Here is a 13059-nt window from a genome sequence, read left to right on the forward strand (position 1 = left end):
GCCATGACCTGCTCGCCGCCTGCTGGGTGCTGCAGCCGGGTGAGCGGCTCACCGACGTGGCCGGCTGGGCAGCCCGCCTGGAATCGGCGCTTCCCGGACCATCGGCGCCGAACCGGCTGCCTCCTGGGCGGTACCTCCGCCTTCGCTCAGCCCCCATTAGGCTTCGGCGCATGCACGACAGCGTGACGGTCCGGATGGCCGCCCCGGCCGACAAGATCTGGGAACTGATCAGCGACATCGAGAACACCGGGCGGTTCAGTCCCGAGACGTTCGCGGCGGAGTGGCTCGGTGGCGCCACCGGCCCGGCGGTGGGCGTGAAGTTCCGCGGGCACGTCAACCGCAATGGCTGGGGACTGAAGTATTGGACGGTGTGCCGGATCGTCGCCTGCGAGCCCGGCCGTGAATTCGCGTTCACCGTGCTCGGTCCAGGCGGCATGCAGGTCAACACCTGGCGCTATGTCCTCGAGCCGGTGGACGGCGGCACCGACGTGACCGAGTCGTTCCAGCTGCACGACAGCCCGGTGCTGCGGCTGTACTGGCTGCTGGCCGGATGGACGCGCGGCAAGACGAACGTCGAGGGCATGCGCGAGACGCTGAACCGCATCAAGGCCGTGGCCGAATAACCGCTCGGCACAGCGCCGTTCGGCGCGGCCGAGGCCGCGGACCTAGGCTCGACAACCATGACTGCTCCTGTGCTTCTCGTGCTCGGCGCCGGTCCCGGCCTCGGGCTGTCGGTTGCCCGCTTGTTCGCGGATGACGGGTTCGCCACTGTGCTGGCCTGTCGCTTTCCACAGGAGGCGGAACCGCTGGCGGCGCAGTTGCGCGGGCAGGGATTCGACGCCGAGGGCGTCGGGGTGGACCTGACCGATCCCGTCGACGTGGGCCGCGTCGTCACCGGAGTGGGTGAGCGCCACGGTCGCATCGACGTACTGCACTTCAACCCGAGCGTCTTCCGTCAGGCCGATCCGCTGCACCTGTCGGTTCCCGAACTGATCGCGGACTTCACCGTCGGCGCCGCGGCGCTGCTGCCCGCCGTCCAGGCCGCACGTCCCTTCCTGGGCGAGGGATCCCGCGTGCTCGTCACGGGCAGCGCGGCCGCGGACGAGCCGTGGCATCAGGCCGCCTCGCTCGGCGTCCAGAAGGCGGCGGTGCGCAACTTGGTGACCAGCCTGGACACCACACTGGCCCCCGCGGGCATCCGCGCCGCCGCCGTGCAGATCAACGGCATGCTCGGCGAAGGAGCCTTCACCCGGGATCGCGTCGCCGCGGCGCTGCACGCGGCGGCCACCCGGCCCGCCGACGCATGGACACCGCACGTCTCCTACGACGGCTGAGTTCCGTCTACCCGGCTCGTGCGCTGAATCCGGCAGGCCGGGCCCACGCAGATCGACGCATTACCGAAAGTGCGACGGAGCGGCGGGAGCCGACGTTTGCACGAACCAGGGCAGGCCGTCGCTGAGCCTGGTGCTACCGCGGTCGGATGGCCGCGAATTCGATTGGTAGCTGCGCGGGTCCACGCAGATTGACGTGTTCCCGGTAGCGCGGAGGGTCCATGGGTAGCGATGGGGATTCGACGCGCTGGGCGAACCGGGTCAGCGCTACCCGCGCCTCCAAGCGGGCCAGCGGCGCGCCGACGCAGAAGTGGGCCCCGAGTCCGAAGGCCAGGTGGCGGTTGTCGCGTGCCGGGTCGAATCGGTCGGGGTCGGCGAACACCGCGGGATCGCGGTGTGCGGCGGCGATCAGCAGCACCACGAGATCGCCACGCTGGATGTCCATGCCGCCGATGGTCAGATCGTCGGCGGCGATGCGCGGGATCAGCTGAACCGGAGGGTCGAAGCGCAGCGTCTCCTCGACCACGCCGGGCCCCCGGCCCGGGTCCGCGCGTAGTGCGGCGAGTTCGTGTGGCCTGCGCAGCAAGGCGAGAGTCGCGTTGGCGATGAGGTTGACCGTGGTCTCATGTCCCGCCACAAGTAGCAGCGCGCAGGTCGAGATCAGCTCCGCGTGGGTGAGCACGTCACCGGCGTCCTCGGCCGCGATGAGTTCGGAGAGCAGGTCCTGGCCCGGCGTGTGGCGGCGGCGCTCGGTGAGTTCTTCGAAGTAGGCGTGCAATTCGATGCCCGCGCGCTGGATTTCGGCCGGGTCGGCGCGGAACTGGGGAGCCGCGCGGGAGGTCGGGTCGAGAGTGCGCGACAGCAGCGCGGACCAATTGCTGAGTCGCGCTTCGTCTTCCAGCGGCACGCCGAGCAGTTCACAGATCACCGTCACGGGGAGCGGATAGGCCAAGTGGTCGACCGCGTCGAAGGTGCCCGCGTGGGCGCGCTGGTCGAGCAGATCGTCGACGATCTCGGCGATCCGCGGCTCCAGCCGACGCACGACGCGCGGGGTGAACGCCTTCGACACCAGCCGGCGCAGGCGGGTGTGGTCCGGCGGATCGAGGAACAGGAACGAGGGTTTCGCCTGTGCGGCACCGTCTTCGCGCGTCCCGTCGTAGATGGGCATGGAACCGAGCTGCAACCGCGCAAGCGACCGGTCGACGCTGGCCCGTGGGTCGCGCAGCATGGCGGCGCAGTCGTCATAGCGGGTCAGTACGACCACGGGTGCGGTGCCGATCCGGAACGGACCGGACTCGCGCAGCCGGGCCAGGAGGGGGTACGGGTCCGCCCGCACCGCGGGGTCGAGCAGCCGCACATAGTCATCGGTCGGGTGGTTCGTGGTCGTCATCGACACTCCCAGCTGTCCGTCCCGGAATCGGCGCCGGGCTTGTTGGTATTATTCCGATACCGACGGTAGGAAGGCAATACCGGCGCGGGATGCGAAAATGTCGCCATGACACTCCGGCGCCCGGTCGACGATTCGGTCACCCGCGTGGTCGAACTGCTCGGCGACCGGTGGACCATCCTGCTGATCGCCGAGGCGTTCTTCGGAGTGCACCGCTTCAGCGATTTCGCCCGCAACATCGGCATCACCAACCGCAACCTGCTCACCAGCCGCCTGCGCATGCTGATCGACGCGGGCATCCTCACCCGCACCGACCACGGCGGCGGACGTGTCGACTACCACCTCACCGCCGCGGGCCGCGAGCTGTATCCGATCGTCATCTCGATGATGGTCTGGGGCGACAAGCACCTGGTCGGTGCGGAAGGCCCGCCGATCGTCCTCGAACATCGCCGGTGCGGGCACGAGACCGCACCGCTGCTGGTTTGCGACCACTGCCGCGAGCCGCTCGACCCGCGCGAGGTCGAACCCAAGGCCGGGCCGGGCTTCCATCAGCCGCCGGGCGCCGAACGGGCCGGTTGACCAGGGCGTAGCCCCGTAACGCGCTGAGGGCGTCGATGTGGCCGACGTGACCGGCCCGGCGTTTCGAACCACCTGGGTGCCTGGACCTGAGGCGCACGGGCGGCATACACGGGGCACGTAGCAGCTGGTGTCGAGCGCACCGGGTGCGGCGGTAGGAGGCAATAGAGTGGGCCTATGGCGCAAGCGATCGCCGTCGACCGATCTCATTGGCTCGGATTCCGCTGGCAGGGGCAAGGTTTGAGCGCGGACCGTACCGACGCGCTCGATGATCTCCTGCTGCTCGGTGTGCAAGGTGGACGTGGCGGCGGGCCGGAGCAGTCGCTGATCCAGCGCACCGCGGTGATCGGCGGTACGCCCGTCACCGAGGCGGTCCGGCCGGAAGGCCCGCTGGTGAGTGTTTGGTCAGTGCGGGGTGCTCCGCATGCCCATCCGCTGACCAGCCTGGACACGGTGTGCGACGCGGTTGCCCCGGTGGCGGCGGACGAGGGCGGGTCGGCGTATCTCGCGACCGTCGAGGAGGTCGCGGCCGCGCTGACGGCGGTGGTGACCGCGCCGATTACCAAAGGCCGAGCCAGCACCGAGGTCACCGCCCGGGTCCGCCCGGGGTTGGTGACCTGGTGTCAGCGCTGCCGGGCCACGCATGTGCCGGATGGATTGTTCCGTGCCGCCGGATGCCGGGCCCGGATAGTCCTCGCTACCCGGCAGCGGGCGACCGTGCTCCACCCGGCTCCGGAACATCAGCGCGGGCAGGTCGGGCATCCGCGGCTCGCATTGCTGGAGGCGTACTTTCGGGTGAACGGCCCGACCACGCGAACGCAGTTCCGTGACTGGCTGGGCAGCGATCCCACCGCCGCGTGGAAGACACTCGGCGCCGACCTCGTGCGCGTGCGCATCGAAGGGCGCGGCTTCGATCTCCCCGAGCCGCTGCTGGACGCGCTGCGGTCGGCGCCCGAGGCCGAGGGTGTGGTCCTGGTACCGCCGAACGACGGCTATCTCCGTCAGGTCGATCGTGAACTACTGGTACCGGATCGTGCGCGCCGCCATGAGGTGTGGCGTGCCCTCGCCGCGCCCGGTGCGGTGCTGTCCGCCGGTGAGGTGATCGGCACCTGGCGGTACCGGCGTGCCGAGAACGAACTGGCCATCACCTGTTTCGAGCCGCTGTCGGCACGACAGCGGGCGGACACCGAGAACAGTGCCGGTCTGATGGCCGAGACCGCCGGAGCCGATCCGCCTGCGATGCGCTGGAACTGACCCGCTCAGTCCAGCGGACGGAAGAAGGCTTCGGCTAGATAGAGCGGCAGCAGGACGTAGTACAGCAGCATCGCCATCGAATCGGCTCCGATCATGAACGCGGGTCCCACGTCGTGCCGCGGGCACGTCGCACCGGGGTTGGAGACCGAGTGGTCTCGCGAGAGCAGGACGCTAGTGCAGCCGTCGCACCTCGGCAAGACGGGTCAGCGTGTCGCCGGAAACAGCGTGCCTGCGCTATCGGCGGCGGATCCTGGCCAGCCACGCGGCGAGGTCGACTTTGCCGGACTCGGAGACCTCCAGGCCTTCCGTGTTCTGGGCCACCGCGTCGGTGACCCGTCCCCGGTAGCGCGTGGGACGCAGGTCCTCCACCGTCCAGCCGTCGCGGAAGGAGTCCCGGATCAGAGCGTCGCTGATCCGGGGACCGAACCCGGGCTCCGCGTCCGAGAGCGCGAGGACATGGAGGGTGCCGCCGGGCTTGCAGACCGCGTGCAGGCTGCGGACGTACGCGGCGCGCTCGGCGTCCTCGGTCCCGAAAACATGGAACAACGCGCTGTCGACGATGGTGTCGAACGCGGGCGCGGAGCCGGGCGGGTCACCGGCGAGATCCGGCCGGTCGCCGAGCGCCAGCGCGTCGGCCACCTCGAACGCGGCGCTCGGCACGCCCTTGGCGGCGGCATTCGCGCGGGCATACTCCACGGCGCTGGGCGACATGTCGATCCCGCGCACGTCGTACCCCAGTCTGGTCAGCAGGATCGTGTGCTCACCCGCACCGCTCCCGGGATCGAGCACACGCCCGGTGATCCACCCCTCGCGTTCGAGCTCGACGATGGCGGGCTGCGGCTCGCCGATCACCCACGGGGCGGTGTCATTGTCGTAGACGGAGTTCCAGAAATCAGCGGGACGAGTCATGACTCCATGGTCCATCCTCAACCGCGCTCGAGGTCAAGATCGGAAATGCCCGCACCCCGGGGACCGCCTACGGTCAGCGACCCGTGCGTCGACAGCCCATGACCGGGTACGCGCCCGGTATGAGCACACCGAATATCGATCCCACCACGGCGGAGTCGATGCGGCAGGACGCGGATTTCGCCGACGAGCACACCAAGCCCACGCACGCCGACGAGCATCCCGCCGACGAAGAGCTGGAGACCGACGAGTCGACGCCGCGCGGGCACAGCGGCATGGACGAGTGAGCACGGCGTGGCACGGTCGAGCGGAACCGTGCCACGTCCGCGCCCAGGCGGCGCCGGCCGGTGACAGTGGATTCGTCGTCGGCCCGGCTCGGCATGCGCCCGGCTGGCAGTAGCGGATGATCTCGGGCTCCGTAGTGGCAGCACGGGCCGCATCGGCGGGTTCGTCGTGGGCTGCTGGCTCGGTATGCACCTGGGCGATCGCGCACTCAGCGATGGCGTCCCAGCCCGGTCACGGCCCGAGGAACAATCGTTCGCACGGCAGGCGCGGCAGCAGCCGACGGTCCTCGATGGTGCTGCGGATCACTTCGATCGTGCACCAACGATTGCGCGTCCAATCCTGGACCAAATTGGCTGCCGCCGCAGCGGTCGCCGCGTAGTCGAAGGCCACGCCGGACAGCCAGATCCGTAGGTGCACATCACCTACGGGTCGGGACCATCCCTCGGCGGTCATGGCCTATCGCCTCCTACACCTTTCCGGACGAGGCATTGGTCGACTCCTCACGGGCACCCGGCGTGGACCGGTGAGCGCGGCGTGGCACGGTCCGCAGGGAACCGTGCCACGCACGGGCTCAGGCGACGGCGACCAACCGGGCCGCGTTGGCGGATTCGTCGTCGGCCGCCTGGTTGGCCGCCAGCTCGGCATGCACCCGCTGGCGGTAACGGGCGATCTCGCGCTCGGTGCCGGCGGCGTCCCAGCCCAGATGGCCGCCGATCAGCCAGGCGACCTCCGGGCCTGCGGCCAGTCCTCGGTCGGCCGCCTCGATGGAGATCCGGGTGCGGCGGGTGAGCACGTCGTCCAGGTGCAGCGCGCCCTCATGGGTCACCGCGTACACCGCCTCGGCGCCGAGGTAGTCCGGTGCGCCGCTCAGTGGCTTGCCCAGTTCGGGTTCGCGTGCGATCAGGTCGAACAGGTCGGTGATCGCCGAGCCGTAGCGCCCGAGCAGACGTTCGACCGTCGCCCTCGGCAGCCCCGCGCGCTGGGCGAGACTGTCCAGGTCGGCGGCGAGTTCCTGGTAGCCGACCGCGCCGAGGATCGGCAGATGCTCGGTCACCGACGGGGCGACCGCCCGGCCGAGCCCCGCCGCGGCCGCGTCGACGACGTCGGCGGCCATCACACGGTAGGTGGTGTATTTGCCGCCCGCGATCACGAACAGCCCGGGCGCCGGTTCGGCGACCGCGTGCTCCCGGGAGAGCGTCGCGGTGTCGGACGACGCGCCGGACAGCAGCGGGCGCAGCCCCGCGTAGGTGCCGACGATGTCCTCATGGGTGAGCGGATCGCGCAGCACCCGGTTGACGTGGTCGAGCAGGTACTGCACGTCGGCGTTGCTGGCGGCCGGGTGGTCCTTGTCCAGCGACCAATCCGTGTCGGTGGTGCCGATGATCCAGTGCGCGTGCCACGGGATCACGAAAAGCACGCTCTTCTCGGTGCGCATGATCAAGCCCGTGTCCAGGTTCAGGCGGTGGCGCGGCACGAGGATGTGCACGCCCTTGGACATGCGGACATGGAACGGGAAATCGACACCGGTCATCCGGTTCATCTCGTCGGTCCACACGCCGGTCGCGCTGATCACCCGGCGCGCGCGCACGGTGTGCACCCGGCCGGTCTCCAGATCGGTGACCTCCGCGCCGACCACGCGTTCGCCATCGCGCAGCAGCCCGGTCACCTTGGTACGGGTGAGCACGGTCGCGCCGTGCTGGGCGGCGGTGCGGGCGATCATCATGGTGTGGCGGGCGTCGTCGACTTGGGCGTCGAAGTACCGGATGGCGCCGGTCAGCGCGTCCGCGCGCAATGCTGGCGCCAGTTCCAGCGCGCGCGTGCGGGACAAGTGCCGGTGCATCGGCAGCGCGCGGGCGCCGCCGATGGTGTCGTACAGTGCGACACCCGCTCCGATATAGGCCCGCTCCCACACCCGATGCCGCAACGGCAGCAGGAACGACACAGGCCGCACCAGGTGCGGCGCGAGGCGGTGCAGCAACAGGCTGCGCTCCTTCAACGCCTCGCGTACCAGCCAGAAGTCGAGCTGCTCCAGGTAGCGCAAGCCGCCGTGGATGAGCTTGCTGGAGCGGCTCGAGGTGCCTGCCGCGAAGTCCCTGGCCTCCACCAGGGTCACGGTCAGGCCGCGGGAGGCGGCGTCGAGGGCGGCGCCCGCACCGACCACGCCGCCGCCGATGACGAGCACATCGATCTCGGTGTCGCCGAGTGAGTTCACCGCGCGGGCGCGGTACTGGGAGTCCAATCGTGCGGACACAGCGGTATCTCTCCTTGTTTTCGGTGTTATTGGGATTGGCCGACGTCGCCCCTCATTCGTCGACGTCGATCCAATCCAGGGTGCGGGCGACGGCCTTCTTCCAGCGCGCGTAACCGCGCTCGCGCTGCTCCTCCGACCAGGTGGGATGCCAGCGCTTGGCCTCGTTCCAGTTCTGTTCGAGCTCGTCGGTGTCGCTCCAGAATCCGACGGCGAGCCCCGCCGCGTAGGCGGCGCCCAGCGCGGTGGTCTCGGCGACCACCGGACGCGACACCGGCACACCGAGGAAGTCGGCCTGCAACTGCATGCACAGCTCGTTGGCGGTGACGCCACCGTCCACGCGCAGCGTGTCCAGCTTCACGCCGGAGTCGGCCTGCATGGCCTCGACCACGTCGCGGGTCTGGTAGCAGATCGATTCCAGCGTCGCGCGCGCGAGATGGGCGTTGGTGCTGTAACGGGACAGGCCGACGATGGCGCCGCGTGCGTCCGAGCGCCAGTAGGGCGCGAACAGTCCCGAGAACGCCGGGACGAAATACACCCCGCCGTTGTCCTCGGCCTGCCGGGCCAGCGATTCGCTCTGTGCCGCACCGGAGATGATGCCCAGCTGATCGCGCAGCCACTGCACCGCCGAGCCGGTGACCGCGATCGAACCCTCCAGCGCGTATACCGGCTTGTCCGAGCCCAGCTGGTAGGCGACCGTGGTGAGCAGTCCGTGCTGCGACCGCACGATCTCGGTTCCGGTGTTCAGCAGCAGGAAGTTGCCGGTGCCGTAGGTGTTCTTGGCTTCGCCGGGACGGAAGCAGACCTGCCCCACCGTGGCCGCCTGCTGGTCGCCGAGCACACCCGACAGCGGGACCGCGCCGCCGAACGGACCGTCGGGGCGGGTGGTGCCGAACAGCTCCGGGTTGGACGACGGTGCGATGGCGGGCAGCATCGCGCGCGGGATGCCGAAGATGGACAGCAGCTCGTCGTCCCAGTCCAGCGTCTCCAGGCTCATCAGCATGGTGCGGCTGGCATTGGTCGGATCGGTGACGTGTACCCCGCCGTCCACGCCGCCGGTGAGCTGCCACAGCAACCAGGTGTCGGTGGTGCCGAAGAGCGCGTCGCCGCGTTCGGCGTCCTCGGCCACACCCGGGACGTTGTCCAGGATCCAGCGCAGCTTCCCACCGGAGAAGTAGGTGGCGGGCGGCAGGCCCGCCTTGCGGCGGATGGTGTCACCGTGCCCGGCCTTCTCCAGATCGGAGGCGATGCGATCGGTGCGGGTGTCCTGCCACACGATGGCGTTGCAGTACGGCCGCCCGGTCTTGCGGTTCCACACCACGGTGGTCTCGCGCTGGTTGGTGACGCCGACCGCGGCCAGATCGCTCGCCACCAGATCGGCCTTGGTGAGGGTGCTCTGGATGACCGCGCGGGTGCGCTCCCAGATCTCGGTCGGGTTGTGCTCCACCCACCCCGGGCGCGGCAGGATCTGCTCGTGCTCGAGCTGGTGGCGGGCAACCTCGTTGCCGCTGTGGTCGAACACCATGAAGCGGGTGCTCGTGGTGCCTTGGTCGATGGCGCCGACGAACTTGGTCATCGCGGTCCTTTCGAGAAACTGCTGTCGGAAACGGAATCAGAACAGGAACTGGGCAGCGAGACCGGCGAGCGCGCCGCCGACCAGCGGGCCGAGCACGGGCACCCAGGCATAAGCCCAGTCGGAGTTCTTGCGGCGCGGTTCGGCGCTGACTTCGGGCGACTCGACCGACGAGCGGGCGCCGACACCCACCGGAACCAGGGCCGCATCGGCCGGTACCGGCTTGCTGACGGGCAGCAGTGCGTGCGCGATGCGCGGACCGAGGTCGCGAGCCGGGTTGATGGCGTATCCGGTCGGACCGCCGAGCGAGGCGCCGATGCCGACGACAAGGAACGCCGCCGCGACCGGGCCGAGCCCGCTGGGGGTGTGTCCGAAAGCAAGGATCACCAGGACCAAAGTGAAGGTGCCGATAACTTCGGTGGCGAAGTTCCAGCGGAAGGCACGGATCGCGGGACCGGTGGCGAACACCGCGAGCTTCTTCTCCTCGTCGGTCTCCTCGTCGAAGTGGCGCTTGTAGGCCAGGTAGGCAGCGGTCGCGCCGAGGAACGCGCCGGCCAGCTGACCGCTCAGATAGGCGAGCGTGGTGCCGCCCGAGATGGCGATACCGGAGGCGTACTCGTCGGCGCCGCTGAACAGGATGCCGATGGTGACCGCCGGGTTGAGGTGGCCGCCGGTCTTATAGGCGACATAAACGCCGGCCAGCACCGCGAACCCCCATCCCACGTTGATCAGTAGCCAGCCACCGTCCTGTCCTTTGGACTTGGCCAGCAGTACGTTCGCGACCACACCGACCCCGAGCAGCAGCAGTACTCCCGTACCGAGTGCTTCGCTGAGGAAGATTGAGCCGAAGTTCATCGTTGAGCCTCCGTTTCGCCCCGCAGGTCGCGGGCGCGACCGTGCGTGAAACGGAAATTACGGCGGGATTTCCGAGTCGGACATAGTTCCCGTTCGACAATGTCGAACGGCTCGGCTGGTTGCCGGAACCCGGCGCCACTACCGTCCGACCCGCTAGGAGGATGTATGGCGCAGCTCACACTGGGTTTCAATGATGTAGCCCAGGTATCACCGAGGATTCGACATTGTCGAATCGCGACTTGGCGGATAGGTTTCCCGACATGCCGGGTCCGATCCAATCGATCGAGCGGGCGGCGGCCGTGCTGCGGCTGCTGGCCCGTGGATCCGGTCGTCTCGGCATCGGCGACATCGCGAGTGCGCTCGATCTGGCCAAGCCGACCGCGCACGGCATCCTGCGCACATTGCAGGGCGTCGGTTTCGTCGAGCAGGACCCGGCGACCGGCAAGTACCAGCTCGGCGCGGCGGTGCTGCACTTGGGCACCAGGTATCTCGACGCCAACGAGCTGCGTTCACGGGCCATCAACTGGGCCGACGCGCTGGCGGCGCGCACCGGAGAGTCGGTGCGGATCGGCGCCCCGGTCGACGGCGCGGTGGTGGTGGTCCACCACGTGTTCCGGCCGGACAACACCGAGCAGGCGCTCGAGCTCGGCGAACTCCTGCCCCCGCACGCCACCGCGCTGGGCAAGGTCCTGCTGGCCTACGACACCGACCTGGCCGCCACGGTGCGCGGAGGCGAACTGGCCCCGCTCACACACCGCACCCTCGTCGACCGAGCCGCGCTGGCCAGGGCGCTGGCCGGGGTTCGGCAGGCCGGATGGGCCGGTGAGACCGAGGAATTCCGGTCGGGCGAGGCGGGTATCGCGGCGCCGATCCGGGCGCCCGGCGGTCTCGTGGTGGGCGCCATCGGCATCACCGGCCGGGTGGATCGGCTGTGCGACGCACAGTTGCGGCACCGGCGGGCGCTGGTCGGTTACGTCCTCGACGCCGCGCGGGCGGTCTCGAGGGATCTCGGTGCCGCGCACTGAGATCCGGGATGACCGGCGGACTTCGACAGGAGGTGGCCGCCGATGACGCAACGCTACGTGCTGTCCATCGACCAGGGCACCACCTCCACCCGCTGCATCCTGTTCGATCAGCGCGCCCGCTTGGTCGGCGTCGCGCAGCGCCCGCACCAGCAGCACTATCCGCGCCCGGGATGGGCCGAGCAGGACGCGCTGGAGATCTGGCGCAACGTCGAGCGGATCGTGCCGCAGGCGATGCGGGATTCCGGCGTCGCCGCCAACCAGATCGCCGCGCTGGGCATCGCCAACCAGCGCGAGACCACCGTGGTGTGGGACCGCCGCACCGGGATGCCGATCGGTCGCGCCATCGTCTGGCAGGACGTGCGCACCGAGGAGTTGGTCGGCGAGCTGCGGGAGCGTCCTGGCGCGGACCGGATCCGCGAGCTGTGCGGCCTACCGCTGGCCACGTACTTCGCGGCGCCGCGGCTGCGGTGGATGCTGGACGCCGTCCCGGGGCTGCGCGAGCGCGCCGAGCGCGGTGAGGTGCTGTTCGGCACCATGGAGACCTGGCTGATCTGGAACCTCACCGGCGGGGTCGACGGCGGGCTGCACCTCACCGATGTCACCAACGCCAGCCGCACCTTGCTGATGAACCTCAGCACCCTCACCTGGGACGACGAGCTGCTGGCGTTCTTCGGCATCCCCGCCGCGATGCTGCCGCACATCCAGCGCTCCACCGCGTCCTACGGCGTCACCCGCCGGGTGGTACCCGGCATCCCGATCGCCGCCGCGCTGGGCGACCAGCACGCCGCGCTGTTCGGCCAAACCTGTTTCGCGCGTGGGGAAACCAAGTGCACCTACGGCACGGGTGGATTCCTCATGATGAACACCGGACGCGAGCTGGTGCGGTCCGAGCACGGCCTGCTCACCACGATCGGCTACCAGATCGGCCCCGAGCCGGTGTACGCGTTGGAGGGACCGATCGCGGTCACCGGCTCGCTCGTGCAGTGGGTGCGGGACAACATCGGCCTGGTCACCAGCGCGCCGGAGATCGAAACCCTCGCGCGCACCGTCGACGACAACGGCGGCTGCTATGTGGTTCCCGCGTTCTCCGGGCTGTACGCGCCGCATTGGCGCAGCGACGCCCGCGGCTTGATCGCCGGACTGACCTCCTACATCACCAAGGGGCACATCGCCCGCGCCGTGCTGGAGGCCACCGCGTGGCAGACCCGCGACGTGGTCGAGGCGATGAACGCCGACTCCGGCCTGCAGGCCGCCACTCTGCGCGTGGACGGCGGCATGACGTCGAACAACCTGCTCATGCAGATCGTGGCCGACGTACTCGACGTTCCCGTCATGCGTCCGTTCGTCGCCGAAACCGTCTCGCTGGGTGCGGCGTATGCCGCCGGCCTCGCCGTCGGCTACTGGCCGGATCTGGAAGGGCTGCGCAACAATTGGCGCCTTGCCGCCCAATGGATTCCGCGCATGGACCCCGCGTATCGCGAGGACGAATACGAGAAGTGGAGGCACGCGGTCGAACTGACCTTCGGCTGGGTGCGATCGAAACCGCGGGCTCGGTAGCCGCGTACCGTGACGGGTCTTGTGTCGGGCAACTGGGTTAGCGTCGTAGTTATGCGGCTTCA

Annotated in this window: 13 protein-coding genes; 7 read left to right on the forward strand and 6 right to left on the reverse strand. The window is 69.5% G+C overall.

Translation table 11 applies throughout. The features are described 5' to 3' along the window. Positions 1-170 precede the first annotated feature (170 nt). Entirely contained in the window at positions 171-623 is a 453-nt protein-coding gene (locus ACWPXK_RS29365) for an SRPBCC family protein (protein ID WP_454199635.1), read from the forward strand. A 57-nt stretch (positions 624-680) separates the two neighbouring features. Further along, positions 681-1334, forward strand: a complete 654-nt coding sequence (locus ACWPXK_RS29370; RefSeq protein WP_454199408.1) for an SDR family NAD(P)-dependent oxidoreductase — start codon at positions 681-683, stop codon at positions 1332-1334. A gap of 133 nt (positions 1335-1467) precedes the next feature. On the opposite strand, the gene ACWPXK_RS29375 is transcribed toward ACWPXK_RS29370, so the two are convergent. Next, positions 1468-2721 (reverse strand): cytochrome P450, encoded by a 1254-nt coding sequence (locus ACWPXK_RS29375; protein WP_454199409.1) that lies wholly within the window; start codon positions 2719-2721, stop codon positions 1468-1470. Between the two features lie 105 nt (positions 2722-2826). Here ACWPXK_RS29375 and ACWPXK_RS29380 point away from each other — a divergent pair, with 105 nt between their 5' ends. Together ACWPXK_RS29380 and ACWPXK_RS29385 are read left to right on the forward strand one after the other, a co-directional pair. After that, positions 2827-3297 (forward strand): winged helix-turn-helix transcriptional regulator, encoded by a 471-nt coding sequence (locus tag ACWPXK_RS29380; protein ID WP_454199410.1) that lies wholly within the window; start codon positions 2827-2829, stop codon positions 3295-3297. Positions 3298-3471: 174 nt separating this feature from the next. After that, entirely contained in the window at positions 3472-4548 is a 1077-nt protein-coding gene (locus ACWPXK_RS29385; RefSeq protein WP_454199411.1) for a DNA glycosylase AlkZ-like family protein, read from the forward strand. A gap of 234 nt (positions 4549-4782) precedes the next feature. Here ACWPXK_RS29385 and ACWPXK_RS29390 read toward each other — a convergent pair whose 3' ends face one another. Continuing rightward, complete coding sequence (locus ACWPXK_RS29390) at positions 4783-5457, reverse strand: class I SAM-dependent methyltransferase (RefSeq protein WP_454199412.1); 675 nt, start codon at positions 5455-5457, stop codon at positions 4783-4785. A gap of 119 nt (positions 5458-5576) precedes the next feature. On the opposite strand from ACWPXK_RS29390, the gene ACWPXK_RS29395 reads away from it, so the two are divergent. Beyond that, positions 5577-5741 (forward strand): hypothetical protein, encoded by a 165-nt coding sequence (locus ACWPXK_RS29395; protein ID WP_454199413.1) that lies wholly within the window; start codon positions 5577-5579, stop codon positions 5739-5741. Between the two features lie 229 nt (positions 5742-5970). Here ACWPXK_RS29395 and ACWPXK_RS29400 read toward each other — a convergent pair whose 3' ends face one another. The 4 genes from ACWPXK_RS29400 to ACWPXK_RS29415 all read right to left on the reverse strand — a co-directional run bounded on the left by ACWPXK_RS29400 (position 5971) and on the right by ACWPXK_RS29415 (position 10415). Next, positions 5971-6192, reverse strand: coding sequence for a hypothetical protein (locus ACWPXK_RS29400; protein WP_454199414.1), 222 nt, complete (start codon positions 6190-6192; stop codon positions 5971-5973). Positions 6193-6310: 118 nt separating this feature from the next. Then, positions 6311-7990 (reverse strand): glycerol-3-phosphate dehydrogenase, encoded by a 1680-nt coding sequence (gene glpD / locus ACWPXK_RS29405; protein WP_454199415.1) that lies wholly within the window; start codon positions 7988-7990, stop codon positions 6311-6313. A gap of 52 nt (positions 7991-8042) precedes the next feature. Next, a complete protein-coding gene (glpK, locus tag ACWPXK_RS29410; RefSeq protein WP_454199416.1) occupies positions 8043-9563 on the reverse strand; it encodes a glycerol kinase GlpK in 1521 nt (506 codons plus the stop codon). 36 nt (positions 9564-9599) lie between these two features. Next, the gene (locus ACWPXK_RS29415) at positions 9600-10415 is read right to left on the reverse strand and encodes an MIP/aquaporin family protein (RefSeq protein WP_454199417.1); all 816 of its coding nucleotides are present in this window, start codon (positions 10413-10415) and stop codon (positions 9600-9602) included. A 260-nt stretch (positions 10416-10675) separates the two neighbouring features. Between ACWPXK_RS29415 and ACWPXK_RS29420 the strand changes: the two genes are divergently transcribed. Further along, positions 10676-11440, forward strand: coding sequence for an IclR family transcriptional regulator (locus tag ACWPXK_RS29420; protein ID WP_454199418.1), 765 nt, complete (start codon positions 10676-10678; stop codon positions 11438-11440). 42 nt (positions 11441-11482) lie between these two features. After that, on the forward strand, positions 11483-12997 hold the full coding sequence (glpK, locus tag ACWPXK_RS29425) for a glycerol kinase GlpK (RefSeq protein WP_454199419.1): 1515 nt from the start codon (positions 11483-11485) through the stop codon (positions 12995-12997). Positions 12998-13059 lie beyond the last annotated feature (62 nt).

Source organism: Nocardia sp. Marseille-Q1738, assembly GCF_965283145.1.